Consider the following 24822-nt stretch of genomic DNA (forward strand, 5'->3'; position numbering starts at 1 on the left):
CGGCGTCTTTCCCATGATGCACAAGGATGCATTTGACGCAGGGCTCGCCACCGAAGCGCCGGCATGGGAGTGGCTAGGCAAGCTGGCGCGATGTTTTCCTGTCAATCACCATGAGCCTGGGGGGTATTGCCTGCTCGATACCTCCACGTTTGACTTGCGTCGTGCCTTCGAGGAAGACCCGCAACGCGTCCAGCGCTTCAGCCAGACCCTGACCGACGCCAGCGGGCGTCCGTTGCTGCACGCGGATTTTTCCAAGTCGCACCTGGACGAGCGCGTGATGCAGGCCCTGCTGCAACTGGCCGAAGAGCAGCGCGTGCTGGCGCTGCGCGATGCGATGTTCGAGGGCGGGGCGATCAACACCACCGAGCAGCGCCAGGTCATGCACTGGCTGCTGCGTGCGCCGACGCAGGACGGCCTGCCGGCCCCCCTGCAGGATGTGTGGCGCGAGATGGATGCCGTGCGCTCGGCCTTTCTGGCGTTTGCGGAGACCGTGCGTGCCAATCCCGCCATCACCGATGTGGTGAATATCGGCATCGGCGGCTCCGATCTGGGGCCGCGCATGGCGGTGCAGGCGCTGGATGCGTTTGTGCTCCCGGGCAAGCGCTTCCACTTCGTCAGCAATGTGGACGGGCATGAACTGCAGGCGGTGCTGCGCCAGGTGCAGCCGCGCCGCACGCTGTTCATCATTGCCAGCAAGACCTTCACCACGCTGGAGACCATGACCAATGCGGCGACGGCGCTGCAGTGGTTTAGGGAGGCAGAGGGTGGGGCACTGGCGGATCAGGTGCAGGACCATTTCGTCGGCATCACCACCAATCTGGAGGCTGCGGCCCAACTGGGTATCCGTACCACGTTCGGATTCTGGGACTGGGTGGGCGGGCGCTATTCGGTCTGGTCGGCCATCGGGCTGTCGCTGGCGATTGCCATCGGCGCCGAGCAGTTCCGCGCTTTCCTGGAAGGCGCGCATGCGGTAGACCGGCATTTCCAGACCGCTGCACCGGAGCAGAACCTGGCGCTGCGCATGGGGCTGATCGATGTGTGGCGCAGCAGCTTCCTGGGCCATGCGGCGCGCTGCATGGCGCCGTACCACAGCGGGCTGCAGGCATTGCCGGCCTATCTGCAGCAACTGGAGATGGAGAGCAACGGCAAGGGCGTGAGCCGTGATGGCGAGCACTTGCGTTACCTGACGGCACCCACGGTGTGGGGCGAACCGGGCACCAATGGCCAGCATGCCTTCTTCCAGCTGCTGCATCAGGGGCCGCATGTGCTGCCGGTCGAATTCATCGCGGTGAAGCAGGCCGATCATGCCTGGCCGCTGCACCATCGCCTGCTGCTGGCCAATGCGCTGGCGCAGGCGCAGGCCCTGATGGTGGGACGCGAGGATGAGGACCCGCAGCGTTGCTGCCCGGGCAACCGACCCAGCACCTTCCTGCTGCTGGAGGCGCTGACGCCGCGCACGCTCGGAGCGCTGCTGGCGCTGTACGAACATCGCGTGTTCGTGGCCGGAGCGGTGTGGAACATCAACAGTTTCGACCAGTTCGGCGTGGAGCTGGGCAAGCAGCTGGCCAAGGACATCGTGCCGCGGCTGGAGTCGGGCGATGTGCGGGGGCTGGATCCCTCAACGGCGGATTTGCTGCAGCGCTTGCGCTGAACCCGCCGACGCCGAGCCAAAGCTGGCAGCCTGCCGCACGAAAATGCCCGCACGAGGCGGGCATGGAAAGGGGCGCCGGCAGCCCCTCGCCTTGCGGGCGCTGCTTACTCCACGGTCAGGCGCTGCGGCGCATTGCTGACTTTCTTGGGCAGCGTCAGGCACAGCACGCCATTGTCGTATCTGGCCTTGGCGTTGGCTTCATCGATGTCGGCCGGCAGCTGGAAGCTGCGCGACACCTCGCCGTGATAGCGTTCGGTGCGCAGCACTTTCTCACCTTCGGTCTGGCGGTCTTCCTGGCGGATTTCGGCGCGCAGCGTGACAATGCTGCCTTCGACCGAGACGTGGATATCCTCCTTGCTCACGCCGGGCATTTCGGCCTGCACGGTGAACTCCTTGTCGGTTTCCTTCACATCGATGCGGATCTGCGAGGCAGAGGGCAGCGGGTCGCCATGCAGCGGCTTGATGAAGAAGCCGGGGGCCACGTCCTTGAAGAAGTCATCAAACAAACTGCCACGGGTCATCAGGGAACTCATGGGATCTCTCCTTGGAAAAATGCATGAATAACAATTGTTGCCGGCAACGTTGGATATTACTAAATTAAGATTTTTGTTGGGAATTTCAAGCGTCCGAAGGGGTATCGAAATGTACCCGTGGCGACAGGAGAAGGGGATGGGGTATTACCGCGGGCAGGCGTCCGCCATGCTGCTGGACAGCCAGCAGCACGGGCCGGAAGCGGAGCTATTGCTGGTGGAGGGCGAATCGGCGGCGCAGTCGGTGGCGGCGGTGCGGCAGTCCTTGCGGCAGGCGGTGCTGCCCTTGCAGGGCAAGCCGCTCAACGCCTGGCGCGCGTCAGAGCGCAAGGTGGCGGAAAGTCCGCTGTTTGGCCAGCTGGCACAGGCGCTGGGCTTGTCCGGGGCGACGGCGCATGCGGGCGGGGACGTCTTGCCGGACTTGCGTTTTGCCAGGCTGGTGCTGCTGTTCGATCCCGATGCGGACGGCATCCACATTGGTGCGCTGGTGCTGCTGTATCTGCAGCGCTGGCTGCCGCAATTGCTGCGCGAGGAGCGGGTCTGGATGGTGCGCCCGCCGCTGGGCGCCGTGCGCTGGACCGATGGCGAGACCGGCGAAATCCTGCTGCAGCAGGCCTATACACAGCCTCAGCTGCCGCTATTGCGCCAGCAGGCGCTGGAGAGCGGGGGGCTTGACGTGCAGCAATTCGTCTATCGCGGGCTGGGCAGCCTGCCGCAGCAGGTGCTGTTCGACACCTGCGTGCAGGCGGGGACACGTCATGCGCATGTGGTGCGCGAGACGGATTTGCGCGCGGTGATTGAGGTGTTTGGCGGCGTTTGAGAACTGCCGTCTGGATGGCGGAGGCACCGCACAACGGAATTCCAGGGGCCTTTGAAAGCGCTGGGGCGCTTCTCCGTGCGGCAGAAAACCTGTCAGCGTTCGGCGTACGGGTTGTCCAGACCCAGACCCGCCAGAATGGCAATCTCTTGCGCCTCCATCGCCTCGGCCTCTTCCTCGCCGGTTTCATGGTCCCAGCCCTGGGCATGCAGCGTGCCGTGCACCAGCAGGTGGGCGTAGTGCTCGGCCAGTGGCTTGCCGAGTTCTTCGGCCTCGCGTGCCACCACCGGCGCGCACAGCACCAGGTCGGCCATCACCACGGGTGCGCCGCTGTAATCGAAGGTGAGCACATTGGTGGCGTAGTCCTTCTGGCGGTAGTCGCGGTTGAGGGCCTGGCCCTCTTCGGCTTCGACGATGCGCACGGTGATTTCGGCGTGCTGCACCTCTTCGCCCAGCGCATGGCGGATCCAGCGTGCCACCTTGTGTCGCGGCAGCGCAGCGCGGTGTTCTGCCGCTTCGGCAAAGCGGGCGAACTGCAGCGACAGGGACAGGGGCGGCAAGGGAGCGGGCATGGTGAGGCTCAGACAGTGGGTGGCGGAAGGGCAGGACGATGCCAGCGTGTCAGGCCGCGTCGCGGGAGCGGCGCGTGGCCGAGCTGGCGGCATCGTAGGCATCGACGATGCGCGCCACCAGCGGATGGCGCACCACGTCGGCGCTGGTAAAGCGCACATGCGAAATGCCTTCCACGCGCTTGAGGATGCGCTCGGCTTCGACCAGGCCGCTGGTCTGGCCCTTGGGCAGATCGATCTGGCTGATGTCGCCGGTAACCACCGCCTTGCTGCCGAAGCCGATGCGGGTGAGGAACATCTTCATCTGCTCGGGCGTGGTGTTCTGCGCCTCGTCCAGGATGATGAAGGCGTTGTTCAGGCTGCGGCCGCGCATGAAGGCGAGCGGGGCGATTTCCAGCGCGTTGCGCTCGAAGGATTTCTGTACCTTGTCGTAGCCCATCAACTCGTAGAGGGCGTCGTACAGCGGGCGCAGGTAGGGATCGACTTTCTGCACCATGTCGCCAGGCAGAAAGCCCAGGCGCTCGCCCGCCTCGACCGCAGGGCGTGTCAGCACGATACGCTGCACGGCACCCCGCTCCAGCGCATCGACGGCACAGGCGACGGCGAGGTAGGTCTTGCCCGTGCCGGCGGGGCCGATGCCGAAGGTGATGTCATTGGCGGCAATCGCCTGCAGATACACGCCTTGCGTGGCGGTGCGCGCGCGCAGGTCGCTGCGGCGGGTGGCGAGCTGGGCGTCTTCGGTGGGCAAGGGCTCGTTACCATCGCCGGCCAGCATCAGTTGGACCGTAGAGGGGTTGATCGGGCGCGCCGCCTGTTCGTACAGCGCCTGCAGCACTTCCATGGCGCGGTTCGCCTTGGCCTTGGGGCCGTCCACCTTGAACTGCTCGTGGCGGTGCGCGATTTTCACCCCCAGGGCCTGTTCGATGGTGCGCAGGTGTTCGTCCAGCGCGCCGCACAGGTGCGACAGGCGGCTGTTGTTGAGGGGGGTGAAGGAGTGGCGCAGGATCACGGGGCGATAATCGGAGCTTGTTGAAGTGACTGCAAACAAGGATACCCCATGATCGGCAAGCTGACCGGCACCCTGCTCGAAAAATCTCCCCCGCAAGTGCTGGTGGATTGCCATGGTGTCGGCTACGAGGTGGATGTGCCGATGAGCACCTTCTACAACCTGCCGGCCATCGGTGAGAAGGTCAGCCTGCTCACGCATTTCGTGGTGCGCGAGGATGCGCAGCTGCTGTTCGGTTTTGGCAGCGCGGAGGAGCGCAACGCCTTCCGGCAACTGCTGAAGATCACCGGGGTAGGGGCGCGTACCGCGCTGTCCATCCTGTCGGGGCTGAGCGTGGCCGATCTGGCGCAGGCGGTGACGGCGCAGGAAGCAGGGCGGCTGGTGAAGGTGCCCGGCATCGGCAAGAAGACCGCCGAGCGCCTGCTGCTGGAGCTCAAGGGCAAGCTGGGCGCCGAATTGCCTGCTGTGGCAGGCGCGAGCAGCGTGCAAAACGAGACTCAGCTCGATATTTTGCAGGCGCTGGTGGCGCTGGGCTACAGCGACAAGGAAGCGCAACTGGCGCTGAAGGCGCTGCCTCCCGATGTGGGGGTGAGCGAGGGCATCAAGCTGGCGCTGAAGGCGCTGGCGCGCTGAGGGCGTTCAATCATTCAGTGTCGCCGTGCGGGTTGCGAGTCGGCCAGCGCCTGACTGCAGAAGGTGTCTTGCGAGGGGTGGAGAGGCCTCCTCCTGGCAGGCAGCACGGGCGCAGAAGTGCCTGCCCTGCCCTCAGAACGCCCCGAACATCGTCCCCAGCGAAATCACCGAAATCAGCGCCAGCATCGGAATGCCCACCGTCACCATCGCCATGTTGAGGTAGGCTTGCTTGTGCGTCAGTCCGCAGATGGCGAGCAGGGTGATCACGGCGCCGGAGTGCGGCAGGGTGTCGAAGCCGCCGGCGGCGATGGTGGCCACGCGGTGCAGCAATTCCGGTGAGATGCCAGCTTCCGTTGCCATGCGCAGGTAGTCGGCGCCCAGCGCCTGCAACGCAATGCTCATGCCGCCCGAGCTCGAACCGGTGATGCCGGCCAGCACGTTCATGGCCACGGCTTCGGAAATCAGCGGATTGCCGGGCGAGACGTTCAGCACCGCATCGCGAATCAGCGCAAAGCCGGCCATGCTGGCGATGACGGCGCCGTAGCCCACTTCGGAAGCGGTGTTGAAGATCGGCAGCATGGAGCCCAGCGTGCCCTTGTTGATGCTGTGCTTGAGGTTGGACCAGTGGGACCAGCGTGTCACGATCAGCACCAGCGAGGACACCAGCAGCGCCACGATGATGGCCCACATGCCGCTTTGCTTGGCCGCGTCCACTTTCGGGAAGCGCTCACCCAGAAAGCCGAAATCCATGCCCTTGAACACGCCGAAGGTGAGCAGGGCGTTGATGCCGATCACCAGCACCAGCGGCAGCACGGCCAGCGGCAGCGGGATGGAACGGCCCAGTTCGTGCAGGTCCACGCCCTCGACGGCAGCCTGCAGTTCCAGGCGCGGGTCGTCTTCTCCGTAGCCTTCGCCAGTGCGGCGGGCTGCGGCAGCGCGCGAGTTGATCCAGAACAGGCCCAGCACCAGCATGATCAGGCCGGCGATGATGCCCAGACCGGGAGCGGCAAAGGTGTGTGTGCCGAAGAAGGGAATCGGGATCGCATTCTGGATGGCGGGCGTGCCCGGCAGCGCCGTCATGGTGAAGGTGAAGGAGCCCAGCGCGATGGAGGCGGGGATTAGGCGCTTGGGAATGTTCGATTCGCGGAACAGCGATTTGGCGATAGGGTAGATCGCGAATGCCACCACGAACAGCGACACGCCGCCATAGGTGAGCACGGCGCAGGCGATGACGACAGTGGCAATCGCATGGCGGGCGCCGAGGCGGCGCATCAGCCATTGCGCAATGGCATTGGCAGCGCCCGAATCGGCCATCAGCTGCCCGAACAGCGCGCCCAGCAGGAACAGCGGGAAGAAGTTGAGGATGTAGCGGCCCAGCGCACCCATGAAGGTGTCGGTGTAGATGGGCAGCATGAAGCCGATATCGCCCGAGAGCAGCACGGCCAGGGCAGCCATCAGCGGGGCCAGGATCAGCACCGAGATGCCGCGGTAGGCGAAAAAGATCAGCAGGACGAGGGAAAGAATGATGGCCAGTGTGCTCACCGCGGGTGTCTCCTTGGGTGTTGTTGGCGGCGTCGGGGCTGACGGCCGCGTACGAACAGGCCGGAGCCTTCGGCCTTCGGATTGCAGAAGGCCGGTGCCGGCCGTAAAGGGGGCGAGCTTAGCGGGGGAATGTGAAGGCAACCTGCGGATGGGCTGCCATTGCAAAAATGATCAATCCTGATGGGGAAATTTCAAAACGAGCGGCAATGCCCTGCCGCCGCGAAATTCCCGCGCAGAAAGCACGAACGAAGTGTCGCGTGCGTGTTTATGGGGCGCGGCTGCAAGCCAGCCGGTCAAGGGCTTCCTTGCCTTGCAGCAGCCAGAGCGCATCGTCGCCCTGACGCGAAGGGTGCTGCCAGGCAGGGGGCTGGGTGCGCAGGAAGGGGTGGCGCTGCAGCGTGTCGCTGCCCGTATCCGCCCAGATCCAGACGCGCCGCGTCTGCAGCGTCCGGCACAGGCGGTCGTGCAGTTCCGGGGGGCGGATGAACAAGGTGGCTTCGCTCGGCGTGTCGAACCGGCCGGCCTCGAGCAGTTCCTTGCGCCAGTTGTCATGGCGCAGCAGTTCCGGATCATCCCAAGCGCTGACAACCCACATCGGCCGGTCCGTATCCAGGTAGAAGGGCAGGTCGTATTCATACTCATCGAGCATGACGATCTCGTCAGAAGCCTGCATCTGTTGCCGCAGCAGCGGCACGGCGCTGCGCGAAGACTCGGACTGGTAGCGTGCGGCTGCGCCGATGCCGACCACGCACAGCAGGGCCGCGAGCAGCAGCAACGTCGACGGCAAGCGCTGACGCGATTGCGGGTGCGCCTGCACCCATGCCTGCGCCCAGCCACTCAGCAGCATGGCCCAGGCCGGCAGCACTGGCAGGATATAGCCGGCGAGCTTGGATTTGGGCAGCGAAAAGAACACCATGATCACCACCAGCCAGACCCAGGCCAGGCGCTGTAGCGATGCCGCACTGCCCAGTGGTCTGGCAGGAGCCAGCCAGCTTCGCCAGTCTCCTGGTGCCGGCTTGCGCAGCCACGCTGCGCGCAGGCCGGCAAACAGCCAGAGCGACCACGGCAGTGTCAGCCCGAACAGCACCACCGGATAGAACCACGCGCCGTGCTGGTTGTTGAAGCCGGTTTCCGCAAAGCGCTGGAAATGCTGGTAGACGAAGAAATAATGCAGAAAGCCGGGATAGCGCTGGTCCATCAGGATGAACCACGGCATGCCGACTGTCAGCAGGGTGAGCATGCCCGGCAGCGACAGCAGGCGCCACAACCCGATCCAGTGACGCTGCCAGGCCAGCCAGATCACCAGCACGGCGCCCGGCAGCACGATGCCGATCAATCCCTTGGCGAGCAGGCCCAGAGCAGCCAGCAGATAGGCGAACAGGACCCAGGGCCGCCAGGGCTGGCCCTGCCGCGCCTGCAGCACGGCATGCGCTGCGGCCAGAATGGTGCTGCTGATCAGGCCGGCTACCAGCATGTCCAGGTTGGCATACTGGGCGCCGCCGAAGAAGAAGGGCATGGTGGCCAGCACGGACAGCGCCCAGCCGGCCTGGCGTACAGTGGCATGGCTCCGCAGGAAAAGATACAGCCCCATGCCCATCAGCCAGGCGCCCAGCATGGACGCCATGCGCGCCACCCAGGGATCGGCGCCGAACAGCTTGAGCGCAGCGGCATTGATCCAGTAAAACAGCGGCGGCTTGTGGAAGAACGGCAGGCCGTTGAGCAGTGGCACCGCCCAGTGGCCGCTGATCGCCATTTCCAGCGAGATGCTGGCGTAGCGCCCTTCGTCCGGCATGGCCAGCGGGCGCCATGCGGCGGTGCAGAGCAGCCATGCGGCGAGCAGGAATGCGGGCCACAGGACGGGATGACGAGCCAGCGACTGGCGCCAGAAGGTGGGTGAAGGGAACTGCATGCAAAGGCACCGGAAAAGCCTCCGCGCCATGCAGAGACCAAGGGCGCATCGTAAGCGCGGGCACGGGCGGCTGGCTGAGGGATTTCTTAAGACTGAATGGTATGCCCTGCCTGGGGCACAATAGCTGCTTGCCGTATTACATCTGCCATGGCCATCCATACCGACAATCTCTCTGCAACCCCCATGCCCGAGCCGGCGCGCCGCGTAGTGTCGCCTGCGCCTGCCTCGCCCAACGAGGAGGCGCTGGAGCGTGCGCTGCGTCCCAAGCTGCTGGATGAATACGTCGGCCAGATGAAGGTGCGCGAACAGCTGGAAATCTTCATCGGCGCAGCGAAGAAGCGCGGCGAGGCGCTCGACCATGTGCTGCTGTTCGGCCCGCCAGGCCTGGGCAAGACCACGCTCAGCCACATCATCGCGCATGAGCTCGGCGTGAACCTGCGCCAGACCAGCGGCCCGGTGCTCGAAAAACCCAAGGATCTGGCCGCGCTGCTCACCAACCTCGAGCCGAACGACGTGCTGTTCATCGACGAGATCCACCGCCTGACGCCCGTGGTCGAGGAAATCCTCTACCCGGCGCTGGAGGATTACCAGATCGACATCATGATCGGCGAAGGTCCCGCCGCGCGCAGCATCAAGCTGGACCTGCAGCCCTTCACGCTGGTCGGTGCCACCACGCGCGCCGGCATGCTGACCAACCCGCTGCGCGACCGTTTCGGCATCGTCTCGCGGCTGGAGTTCTACACGCCGGAGGAGCTGGCCAGCATCGTGCGCCGCAGCGCCGGTCTGCTGGGCGCACCGGCGGATCCCGAGGGTGCCTTCGAGATCGCCCGCCGCAGCCGCGGCACGCCGCGTATTGCCAACCGGCTGCTGCGCCGCGTGCGCGACTATGCCGACGTGAAGGGCGATGGCCGCATCACGCTGGACATGGCGCAGCGCGCCCTCTCCATGCTCGATGTGGACCCGCAGGGCTTCGACGTGATGGACCGCAAGCTGCTCGAGGCCGTGGTGCACCGCTTCGACGGCGGCCCGGTGGGGCTGGACAACATCGCCGCCAGCATCGGCGAGGAGCGCGACACCATCGAGGACGTGATCGAGCCCTACCTGATCCAGCAGGGCTTTCTGCAGCGCACGCCGCGCGGGCGCATTGCCACCATGGCGGCATACCGCCATCTGGGCGTGGCCGCGCCGCAGGCGGCAGAAGGGCTGTTTCCTGCGGGCGAGGCCGGCTGAAAGCGCCTCAGGATTGGTGTCTGACTGGCAAGTCTGCGCATGCCGGGTAGCCCGGCGAGCGCGCGCCCTCGCGTTTCCGCTCCTCTCCTACAACCAGCGGCATCCGGGGCTTTCCATAATGGATCGCCAACAGGGAGCCACACCATGAAATATCGGAGCTACAAGGAAGCCATCGACAAGCGCGCCAGGACGGATGGCCTGATGCAGTACGTTTTTCAGCAGATGGCCGCATTCAATGACGGCCAGGAGATTGATCTGGACTTCCTGAGCCGTGCAGATGTCGGCGCGTTCTGCCAGGCGCTGGGCTTCGATGCGGACCGCAACTGGGGCAAGCTGACGCTGGACCAGATCGCGCCCCCCGACAAGCTCGGCCCGAACGTCGTCCCCGAGAAGGAAAGTGCCCTGGTGCTGCACGCGCTGAAGGTGGCGATCCAGAAGGAGTGGCTGCAGCCCAGCATGGACAAGCAGCCCCAGACCGACATCCTGAACGACTTTCTGCCGGCGCCAGGACGCTTCCAGAAAAAAAAGACGCTGGGCCATGGTTGGGAGTTCCAATATGCATTGGCCGTCGAGCTGGAGCATGGCCGTACACGCGGCGCCAACGTCAGCAACAATCACCCGCTGCTCACCGGCATGGTGGTGATGGCGCATCTGGCCGAGGATCGGCTTTACTATGCCCGTCTCTGGGTGATGGAGAGCGAAGGCGAGTTGTTCAATCTGCAACTGGAAAAAGCGAAACCCAAGCAGATTTTCGACAAGCTGGAAGAGCTGGGGCATGCCCGCGAGCATCTGCAGAAGCGCATCGCCGAGAAGCTGACGGCGGCGATGGCTTGAGTCGCCGGCCAGCTCTCGCCTATAATCACGTCCATTCCCAAGGAGCGTTGCAACGTCCTGCGCAAGGCAGGGCGTGAGGCTTGGGCACCATCTGCAACGACGCTCACCCCACGATATCCGGTGCGGTGAGCTTTTTTACGCCCCGTCACTGGTTTTTTCCGAACTTGCCTTTGGAGCAAAACCACATGAACGCACAACACTCCCCCGTGGCGCCGCTAGATAGCGCCATCGCCGACATCTCCCTGGCCGCCTGGGGCCGCAAGGAGATCGCCATCGCCGAAACCGAAATGCCCGGCCTGATGGCGATCCGCGAGGAATATGCCGCAGCGCAGCCGCTCAAGGGCGCGCGCATCACCGGCAGCCTGCACATGACGATCCAGACCGCCGTGCTGATCGAAACCCTGCAGGCGCTGGGCGCCGACGTGCGTTGGGCTTCCTGCAACATCTTCTCCACGCAGGACCATGCCGCCGCTGCCATCGCCGCCGGCGGCACGCCGGTGTTCGCCATCAAGGGCGAATCGCTGGAAGACTACTGGGACTACACCCACCGCATCTTCGACTTCGGCCCCAAGGGCAGCGCCGGCGAAGGCCCGAACATGATTCTGGATGACGGCGGCGATGCCACGCTGCTGATGCATCTGGGCAAGCAGGCCGAAACCGACCCCTCCGTGCTGGCCAACCCCGGCAGCGAGGAAGAGCGCATCCTGTTCGCCGCCATCAAGGCCAAGCTGGCCGAAGACGGCACCTGGTACAGCCGCAAGAGCGCCGAGATCCAGGGTGTGACCGAGGAAACCACCACCGGCGTGCACCGCCTGAAGGAAATGTCTGCCAAGGGCACGCTGATGTTCCGCGCCATCAACGTGAACGACAGCGTCACCAAGAGCAAGTTCGACAACCTGTACGGCTGCCGCGAATCGCTGGTGGACGGCATCAAGCGCGCCACCGATGTGATGGTGGCCGGCAAGATCGCCGTGGTGGCCGGCTATGGCGACGTGGGCAAGGGCTCGGCCCAGGCACTGCGCGCCCTGAGCGCCCAGGTGTGGGTCACCGAGATCGACCCGATCTGCGCCCTGCAGGCTGCGATGGAAGGCTACCGCGTCGTCACCATGGAAGAAGCCGCACCGCTGGCCGACATCTTCGTCACCACCACCGGCAACCGTGACGTGATCCGCTACGAGCACATGGCCGCCATGAAGGACCAGGCCATCGTCTGCAACATCGGCCACTTCGACAACGAAATCCAGGTGGCTGCGCTGGAAGAGAAATGCCAGTGGGAAGAAATCAAGCCGCAGGTCGACCACGTGATCTTCCCGGACGGTAAGCGCATCATTCTGCTGGCCAAGGGCCGTCTGGTGAACCTGGGCTGCGCCACCGGCCACCCCAGCTACGTGATGTCCTCCTCCTTCGCCAACCAGACCATCGCGCAGATGGAGCTGTACTGCCACCCCGACGGCTACGACGTGGGCAAGGTCTACGTGCTGCCCAAGCACCTGGACGAGAAGGTCGCCCGCCTGCAGCTGCGCAAGCTGGGCGTGAAGCTGACCGAGCTGACCGACGCTCAGGCTGCCTATATCGGCGTGCCGAAGGAAGGCCCCTACAAGCCGGACAGCTACCGCTACTGATGCTGCCCCTTGCTGCTCTGACTGCCTGACCTCGCCATGTCCCACGTTCCGTGCCCTGCCGTGTTCTCCGACGCCGAGCGCGAACGCCTGCTCGCCCTGAAAGGGGTGGGCCCGGCGGTGCTGCTGCGCCTGGAGCAGACCGGCCATGCGCCGCTGGCGGCGCTGGTGGGTGCCGATCCGGTCGAGATCGTTGCCGAGATCGCGTACATGATGCGTACTTCGTGCTGGAAGAACAATCCGCACGCGATCCGCGCCATTGGCTCCGTGATCGACTTGGCCAATCTGCAGCACGAAGAAAGGCAGGCCTGATGCGTGCCGACCAGTTGCTGGTGGACCGCCAGCTTGCCTCCAGCCGCAGCCAGGCGCAGCGCCTGATTGCAGCCGGCGTGCAGTGGCGCCTGCCGGGCGCAACGGCCTGGCAACCGGTGCGCAAGAATGGCGACGAATTGCCGTTTGAAGCCGAATTGCAGCTGCAGGATGAGGCCGAGGCGCGCTACGTGTCGCGTGGCGGGCTCAAGCTGGAAGGGGCACTCCAGGCGGCAGGGCTGGACGTCTCCGGCCTGCGCTGTCTGGATGTCGGACAGTCCACCGGCGGTTTTACCGATTGCCTGCTGCAGCATGGCGCGGCGCAGGTCACCGGGCTGGATGTGGGCCAAGGCCAGTTGCACCCGCGCCTGCGCCAGGATGCACGGGTTCGGGCGTACGAGAAGGTGAATGCCCGGGATCCGGTCGCGCTGGCTGCCGTGCTCAGCGAGGCCTTTGACCTGCTCGTCGGAGACCTGTCCTTCATTTCGCAGACTCTGGTGCTTCCCGCCGTGCTGCCCTGGCTCAAGCCGGGCGCCCACTTGCTGATGCTGGTCAAGCCGCAGTTCGAGCTGCAGCCGGCGCAGATCGGCAAGGGCGGCATAGTGCGCGATCCCGCCCACTATGCCGAGGTGGAGCAGCGCCTGCGCCAATGCTGTGCAGACTTGCAAATCGACGTGCTGCACTGGCTCGACAGCCCGATCGCCGGCGGTGACGGCAACCGCGAATTCTTTCTCCACGGCCGCAAGGCCGGATGAACCTACAACAATTACTTGAAAAAGGACTGACGCCATGACCGCGCCATCCATCAGCTTCGAATTCTTTCCCCCCAAAACGCCCGAGGGCGCCGAGAAACTGCGCGCCGTACGCAAGAAGCTGTACGCCTGCCAGCCCGAGTTCTGCTCGGTCACCTACGGTGCCGGCGGCTCCACCCAGAAAGGCACCTTCGACACCGTGCAGGAAATCCTGCAGGAAGGCATGGAGGCCGCCAGCCACTTCTCCTGCGTGGGCGCTACCCAGGCCAGCGTACGCGAACAGCTGGAAACCCTGCGCCAGATGGGCGTGAAACGTCTGGTGGCCCTGCGTGGCGACCTGCCCAGTGGCCATGGCGTCGGCGGCGAGTTCATGCACGCCAGCGATCTGGTCAGCTTCATTCGCGTGGAAACCGGCGACTACTTCCACATCGAAGTCGCCGCCTACCCCGAAGTGCACCCGCAGGCCCGCAGCCCCGAGGCCGACCTGCGCGCCCTCAAGGCCAAGGTCGATGCCGGTGCCAATGGTGTCATCACCCAATACTTTTTCAATGCCGATGCCTACTTCCGTCTGGTGGACGAAGCAGCGACGCTCGGCGTGAGCGCCCCCATCGTGCCGGGCATCATGCCCATTACCAGCAGCAGCCAGCTGATCCGTTTCTCGGATGCCTGCGGCGCCGAAATTCCGCGCTGGATCCGCCTGCGCTTGCAGTCCTACGGCGACGATGTGGAGAGCATCAAGGCTTTTGGCCATGAAGTCGTGGCAGACCTGTGCGAGCGCCTGCTGGAAGGCGGCGCACCTTCACTGCATTTCTACACCATGAACCAGGCGGCTCCCACGCTGGCGCTGTGTGAACGACTGGGACTGGGTGCCGCAGAGAGTGCGGTTGCCTGATCGGAATTCTTCCAGCACAAAGCCCCGACTCGCAAGAATCGGGGCTTTTTGATTCGTGGTTCCGGCAGTGACATGCAACTCGTCACTCCATTGCCAACAGTCATGATCCACGCATGGCGCCCGCGTCTCTCGTCACACCACCTTGCCGGATCCCTCGTAGGCAGGCTTGGTGTTATCCAGCAAGGTATACCAGTTCACCCGGCGGGTCGCAAACATCACCAGCGCCAGCACCAGGAACAGGGCGATCGAGCCGACCAGCAGCGCGTTCTCTTCCAGCTGCAGCAGCAGGAACAGCAGTCCGTAAAGCAGCGCTATGCCTGCACCAAACGGCACCCCGCGTTTCCAGCCATGCAGGATGTGGCTGGCGTAGAAGCCCAGCAGCAGCACGCAGGCACTGGCAGCCGCCAGATAGGCCAGGGCGAACGGATAGTGCTCGCTCAGGCTGAGCAGCAGCAGGAAGAAGATGGCCAGGGCAGAACCCACCAGCAGATATTGCACCGGGTGCACGCGTAGCTGACGCAGCACTTCGAACATGCCCACGGCCACAAAGGTCAGCGCCACGAACAGCAAGCCATATTTTCCGGCACGGTCGGCCAGCTTGTAGGGATCCACCGGATTCACGAAGCGCACCTGGAATGCATCCAGGCAGGCCTTGTGTGCCACCTCGCTGGCCTCATCGACACGTGCTGCGGCAGCCATCGTGGCTGAATGGGCACTGTCATCAGTCGGAGCGCATACTTGCGCTCCTGCATTGAAGTCGCTGAACGCGCTGGTAGCCAGGCTGGACACTTTCCACTGCGCCTGAAATCCCTGGTCATTGATTTCGCGCTGAGCCGGCAGAAAGCTGCCGCCAAAGCCTGGATGCCGCCAGTTGCCGGACAGCTTGACGCTGGTGTCGTCCGCTGCCGGCACGATGGACAGGCTGCTGGTCCCCAGCAGTTCCAGATCTACCTCCACATCCATGGCGGCAAACTTGCCGCCGGGCTGCACCAGGGAATCGAGCTTGGCGTGGATGCCCTGGGGATGGCGCGCCAGCGTGGTTCCGGACTGCACCGGCAGGGCTTGCTGGTTGATTTGCACGTCACTGCGGCGGATGCCGCGGGGATCGCCAATCGCCAGTGCGAGGACCGGCGGCATGCAGCGCAGGGTGGCCCCCGGACGGCTGCTTTGGGGAGACAGGGTATCGGCATTGAAGTGGGCCTTTACGCGCGTCTTCAGCGTGAAGGTGTTGACCGGATACAGGCCCAGTTTCAAGGGCGTGACCGTCACCCGGGCATCGTCCAGTTGCAGGCGGGCGGGCGATATCGTGGTGGCCAGGCTCTGCTGCAGCTTGCGTGGCTTGCCGTCTTCATCCCGCTCCTGCCAGCTTTCGGTGCATTGCTGCAGCAGAATCGGGCCGACCAGGCTTTGCGGCCCCGCAGTGCCACGTACCACGCTCTCCTCGGCCTCGGCGCGATAGGACTTGCGGTCTTCCACCAGGTCGCGCACGTGCAGCAGCATGGCCATCAACAGGGCAAGGACGAGCCCGAGGGACAGCAGTTTGGTCAAGGCACTTCGCATCATGGGTCTCCACAGTTGAACTGGGCTTCATCATGCGGCGCAGTTGTGCGGTGCAGATGAAGTGTGTGAAGCCGGTGTGAAGCGCCAGTACCTCAGGGGGTGGGGCGGGCAGATGGCGAGCGGAAATCGAGCGTCACGCGCAGGCCGGGGCTGAGCGGCTGGAAACGGACCGCGCCATGATGCAGAAGCATCACCTGATGCACGATTGCCAGACCCAGACCGCTGCCACTGCGGCTGCCGTCCGGCCGTTGCGTGGTGAAAAAGCGCTCGCCCAGCCGTGGGAGTGCGTAATCCGGGACGCCGGGGCCGTGGTCTTCCACGCTCAGTGTCAGGCCTTCGACATGCACGCCAACGGTGGACTCGACAGGCGAGAAATCGATGGCGTTGGCCAGCAGGTTGGAGCAGGCCAGCACGACCAGATCCCGATCCAGCGGCAATGGCTGCGGACTGGTGCCGGAAAACACCAGCCGGATGCCACGCAGCTCCGCACGTGCCTGCTGCAATCGCATGGCCTCCTGCGCGCAGTCTGACAGGAGGGCTGCTTGCGGCTTGGGCAAGGCTTGCAGTTGCTCCAGCTTGTTCAACTGCAGCAGGCGGTCCACCAACTGCTGGATGCGCTCGGCCTGGCTGCCGATCTGGCGCGCAAAGCGTTCGCGATCGGCAGCGGGCAGTTCATCCTCCAGCAGCTCGGCCGCGCCGCGGATGGCCGCCACCGGGCTCTTGAGCTCGTGCGTGAGCGTGCGTACATAGTGTTCGATGTATTCCCGCCCCTCCAGGCGCCGCCGCATGGCATCCATGGACTGCGCCAGCTCGCCCAGTTCTCCTGGCACCCGGGGAATGGGCAGGGCCGCCTGCCCGCCGGCCTGAACGCTGTTGGCATAGCGCTGCAGCTTGCGCACGTTCCACACCAGCCACAGGGTGACCAGCACGCCGACCAGCGCCGAGAGCCCGAGCAGCCACAGCCCGTTGGCCATGATCTTGCGTTCGGCCCGGTCGATGAAGCCCTGGACCGTGCGGTTGGGCTTGGACACGGTCAGTACGCCGATGATGCGCCCCTGCTGGTAGATGGGGGCCGCCACGTGCATGACCGAGCTGGCGGGATCATCGGGATCTTCCGGCGAGGTGCGCGCTCCATATTGCCGGCGCAGGGTGAGATAGACATCCCTCCACTGGGAAAAATCCTGCCCCTCCGCCAGGTGAGCGGAGTCGTACAGCACCTGCCCGCGAGCATCCGTCACATAGATGCGATAGTCCACCTGGGTCTTGTGCAGGCCCCAGATGCGGGCCTGCACCGGGCGCTTGATGTAGGCATCCACGCTGTTCGCGAAACGCGTCCCGGTGAAGACGGGTGCTGGCGTACCTGCTGACGGAGATGCCTGTGCGCCGGCGAGATCCGGGGAACCAGGCGGAAAATCCTGTGCGGCGAGTTCGGCCAGCACGTTGGCGGTATCGACCAGCGTGTCTTCCATCACCTCGCGTGCGCTTGGCTTGATTTCGGCGGTAAAGATGCGCAGCACGAACAGGGCCGCAATTCCGTTGATCAGGAAGAATGCAAACAGCAGGCGCAGCCCCAGACCGATGCGCAGCGTGCGGTTCATGGCTGCTGCGGCAGTTCGAGGCTGTAGCCCATGCCGCGGTGGGTGGCAATGTACTCATGGCGGCCATCCACCTGGCGCAGCTTGGCACGCAGCGTCTTGACGTGGGTATCGACGGTGCGGTCTGCGCTGTCCGCCTGTACGCCCCATACGCGATCCAGCAGATAGTCCCGCGCGAGGATGCGGCCGGCATGTTCCAGCAGGCAGGCCAGCAAACCGTATTCCATGCGCGTCAGCGCCAGCGCAGTGCCGTGCAGCAGGATGCGCTGGCCTGCCAGGTCATGCACAAAGGCTTCCGGCGCCGGAGCGCCCGGGCCCGCAGTCATCTGCCGGCTGCGCCGTAGCAAGGCGCGCAGACGTGCCACCAGTTCGCGCGGGCTGAACGGCTTGCCGAGATAGTCATCCGCACCGAGCTCCAACCCCAGCACGCGGTCGAGCTCATCGCTGCGGGCACTGAGCATCAGGATCGGCAGTGTGGCGGTAGCGGCCTGCTGGCGCAACTCGCGGCAGAAGTCCAGCCCGCTGCCATCCGGCAGGCCGATATCGAGGATCAGTGCGGCATACGCCTGCTGCTCGAGCTGCCGGCGCGCATCCTGCAGCAGCAGGCAGTGCGTGGTGATCATGCCTTCGCGGGCCAGGGCGTAGGTCACGGTTTCCGCGATGGCGGGATCATCCTCGACCAGCAACAGAGGGCAGGGGGCGGGCACCGTCATGTCCTGCTCGACCTGGCGTGCAAGTGCGTGAAGAATGCTGCCGCCATCTCCATGCGCGGATCAGATGGTGGTGCCTGCCGGCTTGCGCAGGCGCTGGATCAGCGTCACCACCGCCAGCACCACCGCCCCCACCAGCAGGCCGATGCCCAGGTTGACCAGCATGGCGGTCACGGAGCTGAACAGCCCGCTCCAGCTCAGCTCGATCTCGTGCAGCCAGTGCGCCAGCGGTGCAATACCGTGCGCAATGATGCCGCCACCTACCAGGAACATCGCCAGCGTGCCCAGCACCGACAGCGCGCGCATCAGCCAGGGGGTGACCCACAGCAGGAAACGGCCGAAGGATTGTGCGAGGCTGCCCGCCTTGCGGCTGAGCCACAGGCCCATGTCGTCCAGCTTCACGATGCCGGCCACCAGTCCGTACACGCCAATCGTCATCACGATGGCAATCGCCGACAGCACCGCGATGCGCTGCGGCAGCGCAGCCGCAGCCACCGTGCCCAGGCTGATCACGATGATCTCTGCGGACAGGATGAAGTCGGTGCGGATAGCACCCTTGATCTTGTCCTTCTCGTACGCAACCAGATCCACGTCCGGATTGGCCACGGCTTCCACCATCTCCGCGTGATGTGCCGCGTCTTCCGTTTTGCTGTGCAGGAACGTGTGCGCCAGCTTTTCCACGCCTTCGAAACAGAGGAAGGCTCCGCCTACCATCAGCAGCGGCTTGATCAGCCAGGGCAGGAAGGCGCTGATCAGCAGCGCCAGCGGCACCAGAATCAGCTTGTTCACGAACGAGCCCTTGGCCACTGCCCAAACCACCGGCAACTCGCGGTCTGCCTTCACGCCGGAGACCTGCTGCGCATTCAGCGCCAGATCATCGCCCAGCACGCCGGCCGTTTTCTTGGCGGCGACCTTGGTCATTACGGAAACGTCGTCGAGCAGGGTCGCGATGTCGTCAAGCAGCAGAAACAGACTGGAGGCCATGGAGAAAGTGTTCTGAAGAAAAAGCTGGTGAAATTGTAGAGAGATTGCGCGCCACCTCCATGTCAGCCGGAGCCGGATTGTGGTGCATGGCGCGAAAAAGACGGCAGTCCAGCGGCATTGTGCGCAGCAATGAAAAACGCCTGTGTCTTTTGGACACAGGCGTTGCGGTACCTGATGCTTCAGGTGCGCAGGCTTACAGGGCGATCACGCCGCCGTCCTTGCGCGTTACCACCACGGTCGCAGAACGCGGACGCTTGTGGTCCTTGTGCTGGCTGGTGATGCCCGGCTGGTTGCCCGGCCAGTGGCTGGTGAACTCATTGGTGGCAAAGTTGGCATCGGCCTCGCCCGGGTGCTGCACGTTGAAGAACAGCGTCTTGCCGTCCGGAGTCACCACCACGCCGGTGATTTCGCAGTCGTACGGGCCGACCAGGAAGCGGCGGATGTTCTCGCCCGTGGCATGGGCACCCATGATGGTTTGCTGGCCTTCCTTGGTGGTCACGGTCTTGCCGTCGCCCACCTCACCCGGAATCGCGGCCAGCATCATGCAGTTGGTCACGTCGGTATAGGCGCCGTCGTCCGTCTGGATCCACAGCAGGCCTGCGCCGCCTTGCGTGCGCTGGTCAAAGTACAGGCCATCCGGGCTGGAGAAGTCGTTGGTGGCGCTCAGCTTGGACAGGTTCTCGCTTTGCTTGCCATCGACGCGGGCGCCGAACAGATAGATGTCCCACTTGAACGTGGTGCCTGCCTGGCTGCCCTGTTCGCGCCAGCGCACGATATGGCCGTTGGTGTTGCCCACGCGCGGGTTGGCGGCGTTGAGCTTGTCGGCGGTGCGCTGGGAGTTGTTGGTCATGGTCATGTAAACCTCGTTGTTCAACGGGTTCACACCACCCCACTCGGGGCGGTCCATCTTGGTAGCGCCGCGGGCATCTGCAGCCAGACGGCAGTGAATCAATACATCCGCCTGGTCGGCGAAGGGGTACAGGGAGTTGCCGGCATCCAGGCCGTTCTTGCCATGGGTCAGCTCCAGCCATTCGCCGGTGCCGTCGTCGTTGAACTTGGCGGCGTACAGCGTACCCTTGTCCAGATACTTGGCGCTGGCTTCGAAGCCCTTGTTCACGTCAGCTGGATCCCACTTGGCATCCGAAACGTACTTGAACACGTACTCGTTGCGGGCGTCGTCACCGGAATAGATCACGATCGGTTCGCCTGCCTTGGCTGGAGCCGGCCAGGCGCCTTCGTGGTTGAAGCGGCCCAGCGCAGTGCGCTTGACCGGCTTGCTGTCGGGTTTGAAGGGGTCGATTTCCACCACCCAGCCGAAGGTGTTGAAGATGTTGCGGAAGTCGTCCTTGGCAGTGGAGCCCTCGCCGCCCTGGCTGCTGTTCCAGCGGGCAAACTTGTCGTCCGTCGCCTGATCGCCTTCCACCTGGTCCCAGCTGTAGGGGCTGACGCGACCCTGGGGCAGGCCGTAGCGCTTCAGGGCATCGACTTCGGCCTTGGTGCGACCGGTGTCATCGCCACGCTTGCGGGCCAGCACGTTCAGGTAGTTTTCTTCGCAGGTCAGGTAGGTGCCCCAGGGCGTGTAGCCGCAGGCGCAGTTGTTGTTCATGCCGAAGGCCGCCATGCCGTCCTTGGACAGCTTGGTGACCAGCTTGGCATTGCCCGCAGCCGGGCCGCCGAAGGCCATCGGGGTTGCGGAGTGCACGCGGATGTTGAACTCGGAGTCGACCATCTTCATGTCGTTGCTGCCGGCATCGCGCCTGACTTCCACCACGCTGGCGCCGTGTGCATAGACTTCCTTGGTGATCTCGTCGGCCTTGCGGCGGCGATAGTACAGGTAGTCATCATTCGCCTTTTTGTAGGCGGCTTTCTGCTCGTCGCTTGCATCCTTGGCAAGGCTTGCGGGCTTCGGAAACTTGGGGTCGGCAATCCAGGTAATGCCGTTCTCATGCAGACCATAAGGCTGCACCACGTATTCGTGGTTCACGCACAGCAGGCCCTTGTCGGAGCGGTTGGCATCAAACTTGCCGTCGTTGCTCAGGCCGAAGTAGTACATGCCGTCGTGGCCGTCACCGATGCGGAACTGGTAGGACTCGGCCGTCTCGGAGCCGTCATCCTTCCAGCTGCTGTGGCCATACCTGATCGGGTCGCCCAGGGCGTGCAGGATGCTGACCTGATAGTCCTTGGGCACCGTCACCAGGTCGGCGTTGGTGTGTTGCACGGGTTCGAAGCTGAGCTTGAGCTTGTCGGCACCCTTGTCGGCGTTGGGGCTCGGGGTCGCGGTGCCACCGTCACCACCACACGCCGTCAGGCCCACGCTGCCCAGCAGCACGCCGGCAGAAGTGGCCACGCTGCCGCGCAGCACGCTGCGGCGGTTCAGGTTGGGCGCCAGGATGTCGTTGAAATGGGTGTTGTTGCTGTGGTTGACGATTTCGTTATCGTCGTAGATAACGGAAGGGGTCTTGTCGGAATGCATGAAGGCTCCAGAAATGGGTGGACGAAAACGACTGCCCATCATGCAGTTGCAAAATGACGAATTGGTTACCCCTTGTTGAAGCTTGGATGACACCCTCCGCAGGGTGCCATCGCCAACAGAATCAGCCCAGCGTCACCCGCGCAAACTTGCGCTTGCCCACCTGCAGCACATAGGTGCCCGCGCCCAGTTTCAGGCCCTTGTCGCTGATCACGCTGCCATCCACGCGCACGCCGCCGCCATCGATCAGGCGGTTGGCCTCGCCCGACGAGGCCGTCAGGCCCGCCTGCTTGAGCAGGGCGCCGATGCCCACCGGCGCGCCGCCGTCGCCCAGCGGCAGGCTGCGCTCGTCGATCTCGTCCGGAATGCCGCCGCGCGAGCGGTTGATGAAGTCCTGTTCCGCCGCATCGGCCGCCGCGGCGCTGTGGAAGCGCGCCGTGATCTCCTTGGCCAGCGCCACCTTCACTTCCTTCGGATTACGCCCGCCTTCCACCTGCGAGCGCAGCATGCGGATTTCTTCCTCCGAGCGGAAGGACAGCAGCGTGAACCAGCGCCACATCAGCGTATCGCTGATCGACAGCACCTTGGCGAACATGGTGTTGGCGTCCTCGGTGATGCCGATGTAGTTGTTCTTGGACTTGGACATCTTGTCCACGCCGTCCAGGCCCTCCAGCAGCGGCATGGTCAGAATGCACTGCGGCTCCTGGCCGTACTCTTCCTGCAGGTGACGCCCCATCAGCAGGTTGAACTTCTGGTCGGTGCCGCCCAGCTCGATATCGGACTTGAGCGCCACCGAGTCGTAGCCCTGCATCAGCGGATACAGGAACTCGTGAATGCTGATCGAGTTGCCGGCATGGAAGCGCTCATGGAAGTCGTTGCGCTCCATCATGCGCGCCACGGTGTACTTCGCGGCCAGCTGGATCATGCCGCGCGCGCCGAGCTGGTCGTTCCACTCGCTGTTGTAGCGGATCTCGGTCTTGCTCGGGTCCAGTACCTTGCTGGCCTGCTGGTAGTAGGTTTCGGCGTTGTACTTGATCTGCTCGGCCGTCAGCGGCGGGCGCGTGCTGTTGCGGCCGGAGGGATCGCCAATCAGACTGGTGAAGTCACCGATCAGGAAGATGACCGTGTGGCCCAGGTCCTGCAGCTGGCGCATCTTGTTCAGCACCACCGTGTGGCCGATGTGGATGTCGGGCGCCGTCGGATCCAGCCCCAGCTTGATGCGCAGCGGCTGGCCGCTCTGCTCGGACTTGATCAGCTTGCGCAGCCAGTCGTTCTCGGGCAACAGTTCCTCGCAGCCACGCTTTGTAACATTCAGTGCATGTAGCACATCGGAACTGGGATTCAACTGGTTGATTTCAGTACTATTTAACATTTTCGTCATGTTTGTGTGCCGCTGCCGCCGTGTAACATGCGCTTGCAAATGGCAGAAAGGGTTGCGGGTAATTCAGGATGCTGACAGAGAAAGACTGTCATACTCCACACCCAGATGTCATCCTGCTCCTACATCCGTGTAGCACGGGGGATGACAGTAGTAGGAAGTGGCGCTCATTTTATCCAACAGCGCCGCAGTGGGGCGGCAGAACTGTGATCTCCCTGTATCGACACGGAATGTGTCGCGGGGCGCCCTCGACGAGGATGCAGTTTTCGGGCGATCGTGCTCGCTGCATGTGCAGAAAATTCAATGCGTGGCCTGATCCGGCCCTTGATGCAGGGTGACTGCGAGTCGCCTGGCCGGAGCGGTGCGTGCCCTGTGATGGAGGCCCTGCCGGTCTCCATGGTAAGAAATTGATGACTGAAACCGAACAGACAAGCGAAGTGGAACAAGGCAGCGAGACAGGCGTCCAGGGGACGCTGCGCGCTGCAGCGTGCGAGGCGCGTGCCTGGATGCGCGGCAACCCGCGCGCAGGCCTCGGCGCCCTGGCTGCCGTGATGCTGCTGGGTGCGGGTGGTGCCTTTGCCGTGGTCGCTCCCAATCAGCAGGATGACGTGGTCATCCGCCAGGTGCTGGAAGTGGTGCAACCCGCCACGGCCCTGAGCAAGCAGGAGGCCGACCTGCGCGCCCACGAATTCGTGCTCTACCGCAATACCGACACCCGCGAGAACGATACTGCAGCCAGCCTGCTGACCCGTATCGGCGTGAGCGACGCTGCTGCCGAGAGCTATCTGCGCACGACCGATGCGGTGCGCGGCGAACTGCTGGGCCAGAACCAGCGCGCCGTGCAGGCCGAGGTGCTGCCCGACCAGCGCCTCAAGTCCCTGCGTGTGCGCTGGATCGAAGCCGGCCAGACGCGCCGCTACCAGGAGCTGACCATTACCCGCGAAGGCGACGGCTTCCGCTACCAGACCAAGTCCGGTGCGCCTGAAGTGCGTACCGAACTGGCCAGCGTGACGCTGGGCGGCAAGTATTTCCAGGCAACCGGTGCCGCCGGCGTGCCCGCTGCAGTCGCCACCCAGGTGCTGGATATCTTCGATCCGGTAACCCGCATCGAACAGGATGCGCGCAAGGGCGACGCCCTGACCGTGGCCTACGAGAGCATGGCCGTGGACGGCGAAGTGCTGGGCTTCGGCCGTGTGCTCAACGCGAAGGTGCAGGTGCAGGGCAGCACGCACAGCGCCGTGTGGTTTGACGGCGGCCGCGGCCAGTCCGGCAAGTACTACACACCCGAGGGCAAGAGCCTGGAGCTGGCCTACCTGGCTTCGCCGATTCCCGGCGGCGCCTTCATCACCAGCGGTTTTTCTCCGTATCGCCTGCACCCCGTGTTTGGCGATGCGCGCCCGCACACGGGTGTGGACTATCGCGTTGCCATCGGTACTCCGGTGGTGACCGTGGCTGACGGGACCGTGAGCTTTGCCGGTACGCAGACCGGCTATGGCAATGTGGTCATCGTCGAGCATGCCAACAAGCAGTCCACGCTGTATGCCCACCTGAACAGCATCCATGTGCGTGTGGGCGAGAAGGTGGTACAGGGCAGCATGATTGCCAAATCCGGCAATACCGGCTGGTCCACCGGGCCGCACCTGCATTTCGAAACGCGCAACAACGACGTGCCGGAGAACCCCGAGGTGGTGCTGGCCGAGAAGCGCGCCGAAACCCTGGCCGCTTCGCAGCGTCCGGCCTTCAACCAAGTCGTGGCACTGGCCCAGCGCAACTGGGAGCAGGCGCAAGGCATTCAGCTCGCCAGCGCCCGTTGATCCCGCAGGGGCTGGCGT

21 protein-coding genes and 1 riboswitch are annotated in these 24822 nt (G+C 64.4%); of the genes, 10 read left to right on the forward strand and 11 right to left on the reverse strand.

Going from position 1 to position 24822, the window contains the following annotated elements; genetic code table 11:
* Positions 1-13 precede the first annotated feature (13 nt).
* Positions 14-1651: a glucose-6-phosphate isomerase gene (gene pgi, locus ACX36O_RS02155; protein ID WP_488359996.1), complete on the forward strand. Its 1638-nt coding sequence runs from the start codon at positions 14-16 to the stop codon at positions 1649-1651.
* 104 nt (positions 1652-1755) lie between these two features.
* Here the strand turns inward: pgi and ACX36O_RS02160 are convergent, their stop codons facing one another.
* Positions 1756-2184, reverse strand: a complete 429-nt coding sequence (locus ACX36O_RS02160) for an Hsp20/alpha crystallin family protein (RefSeq protein ID WP_213358714.1) — start codon at positions 2182-2184, stop codon at positions 1756-1758.
* Positions 2185-2320: 136 nt separating this feature from the next.
* On the opposite strand from ACX36O_RS02160, the gene ACX36O_RS02165 reads away from it, so the two are divergent.
* On the forward strand, positions 2321-3001 hold the full coding sequence (locus ACX36O_RS02165) for a toprim domain-containing protein (protein ID WP_371686306.1): 681 nt from the start codon (positions 2321-2323) through the stop codon (positions 2999-3001).
* 92 nt (positions 3002-3093) lie between these two features.
* On the opposite strand, the gene ybeY is transcribed toward ACX36O_RS02165, so the two are convergent.
* Together ybeY and ACX36O_RS02175 are read right to left on the reverse strand one after the other, a co-directional pair.
* Positions 3094-3570 (reverse strand): rRNA maturation RNase YbeY, encoded by a 477-nt coding sequence (ybeY, locus tag ACX36O_RS02170; RefSeq protein ID WP_488359997.1) that lies wholly within the window; start codon positions 3568-3570, stop codon positions 3094-3096.
* Between the two features lie 49 nt (positions 3571-3619).
* Positions 3620-4576 carry a PhoH family protein gene (locus ACX36O_RS02175; protein WP_488359998.1) on the reverse strand — a complete coding sequence of 319 codons (957 nt, stop codon included), beginning with the start codon at positions 4574-4576 and terminating at the stop codon, positions 3620-3622.
* Positions 4577-4624: 48 nt separating this feature from the next.
* Between ACX36O_RS02175 and ruvA the strand changes: the two genes are divergently transcribed.
* Complete coding sequence (ruvA, locus tag ACX36O_RS02180; RefSeq protein ID WP_213358722.1) at positions 4625-5206, forward strand: Holliday junction branch migration protein RuvA; 582 nt, start codon at positions 4625-4627, stop codon at positions 5204-5206.
* 132 nt (positions 5207-5338) lie between these two features.
* Here the strand turns inward: ruvA and ACX36O_RS02185 are convergent, their stop codons facing one another.
* Both ACX36O_RS02185 and ACX36O_RS02190 read right to left on the reverse strand, forming a co-directional pair.
* Positions 5339-6748, reverse strand: a complete 1410-nt coding sequence (locus ACX36O_RS02185; protein ID WP_213358724.1) for a GntP family permease — start codon at positions 6746-6748, stop codon at positions 5339-5341.
* A gap of 265 nt (positions 6749-7013) precedes the next feature.
* Positions 7014-8657: a glycosyltransferase family 39 protein gene (locus tag ACX36O_RS02190; RefSeq protein ID WP_213358726.1), complete on the reverse strand. Its 1644-nt coding sequence runs from the start codon at positions 8655-8657 to the stop codon at positions 7014-7016.
* 147 nt (positions 8658-8804) lie between these two features.
* Here ACX36O_RS02190 and ruvB point away from each other — a divergent pair, with 147 nt between their 5' ends.
* The 6 genes from ruvB to metF all read left to right on the forward strand — a co-directional run bounded on the left by ruvB (position 8805) and on the right by metF (position 14293).
* Positions 8805-9887: a Holliday junction branch migration DNA helicase RuvB gene (gene ruvB, locus ACX36O_RS02195; RefSeq protein ID WP_213358728.1), complete on the forward strand. Its 1083-nt coding sequence runs from the start codon at positions 8805-8807 to the stop codon at positions 9885-9887.
* A gap of 144 nt (positions 9888-10031) precedes the next feature.
* Entirely contained in the window at positions 10032-10721 is a 690-nt protein-coding gene (locus tag ACX36O_RS02200; protein ID WP_371686310.1) for a DUF5661 family protein, read from the forward strand.
* A 33-nt stretch (positions 10722-10754) separates the two neighbouring features.
* Positions 10755-10833, forward strand: a riboswitch (S-adenosyl-L-homocysteine riboswitch).
* A gap of 73 nt (positions 10834-10906) precedes the next feature.
* Positions 10907-12343 carry an adenosylhomocysteinase gene (gene ahcY / locus ACX36O_RS02205; protein ID WP_213358732.1) on the forward strand — a complete coding sequence of 479 codons (1437 nt, stop codon included), beginning with the start codon at positions 10907-10909 and terminating at the stop codon, positions 12341-12343.
* A 36-nt stretch (positions 12344-12379) separates the two neighbouring features.
* Positions 12380-12652 carry a helix-hairpin-helix domain-containing protein gene (locus ACX36O_RS02210; RefSeq protein WP_371686312.1) on the forward strand — a complete coding sequence of 91 codons (273 nt, stop codon included), beginning with the start codon at positions 12380-12382 and terminating at the stop codon, positions 12650-12652.
* The gene (locus ACX36O_RS02215) at positions 12652-13404 is read left to right on the forward strand and encodes a TlyA family RNA methyltransferase (RefSeq protein WP_488359999.1); all 753 of its coding nucleotides are present in this window, start codon (positions 12652-12654) and stop codon (positions 13402-13404) included. Before ACX36O_RS02210 ends, ACX36O_RS02215 begins: the two co-directional genes overlap by 1 nt.
* A 34-nt stretch (positions 13405-13438) precedes the next feature.
* Entirely contained in the window at positions 13439-14293 is an 855-nt protein-coding gene (metF, locus tag ACX36O_RS02220) for a methylenetetrahydrofolate reductase [NAD(P)H] (RefSeq protein WP_488360000.1), read from the forward strand.
* Between the two features lie 132 nt (positions 14294-14425).
* On the opposite strand, the gene creD is transcribed toward metF, so the two are convergent.
* The 6 genes from creD to tyrS form a co-directional block, all read right to left on the reverse strand.
* Entirely contained in the window at positions 14426-15856 is a 1431-nt protein-coding gene (gene creD / locus ACX36O_RS02225) for a cell envelope integrity protein CreD (protein WP_488360001.1), read from the reverse strand.
* 89 nt (positions 15857-15945) lie between these two features.
* Positions 15946-17451, reverse strand: coding sequence for a two-component system sensor histidine kinase CreC (gene creC, locus ACX36O_RS02230; RefSeq protein ID WP_250130947.1), 1506 nt, complete (start codon positions 17449-17451; stop codon positions 15946-15948).
* Positions 17448-18161: a two-component system response regulator CreB gene (gene creB / locus ACX36O_RS02235; RefSeq protein WP_213358742.1), complete on the reverse strand. Its 714-nt coding sequence runs from the start codon at positions 18159-18161 to the stop codon at positions 17448-17450. Before creB ends, creC begins: the two co-directional genes overlap by 4 nt.
* 60 nt (positions 18162-18221) lie before the next feature.
* Positions 18222-19142 (reverse strand): DUF808 domain-containing protein, encoded by a 921-nt coding sequence (locus ACX36O_RS02240; RefSeq protein ID WP_213358744.1) that lies wholly within the window; start codon positions 19140-19142, stop codon positions 18222-18224.
* Between the two features lie 193 nt (positions 19143-19335).
* Positions 19336-21615: a PhoX family protein gene (locus ACX36O_RS02245; protein ID WP_371698369.1), complete on the reverse strand. Its 2280-nt coding sequence runs from the start codon at positions 21613-21615 to the stop codon at positions 19336-19338.
* Between the two features lie 121 nt (positions 21616-21736).
* Positions 21737-22984 carry a tyrosine--tRNA ligase gene (gene tyrS / locus ACX36O_RS02250; RefSeq protein ID WP_250130948.1) on the reverse strand — a complete coding sequence of 416 codons (1248 nt, stop codon included), beginning with the start codon at positions 22982-22984 and terminating at the stop codon, positions 21737-21739.
* A 416-nt stretch (positions 22985-23400) separates the two neighbouring features.
* On the opposite strand from tyrS, the gene ACX36O_RS02255 reads away from it, so the two are divergent.
* Complete coding sequence (locus ACX36O_RS02255; RefSeq protein WP_488360002.1) at positions 23401-24804, forward strand: peptidoglycan DD-metalloendopeptidase family protein; 1404 nt, start codon at positions 23401-23403, stop codon at positions 24802-24804.
* The last annotated feature ends 18 nt before the right edge of the window (positions 24805-24822 follow it).

The sequence above is a fragment of the Brachymonas sp. KE5 genome (genome assembly GCF_057773645.1).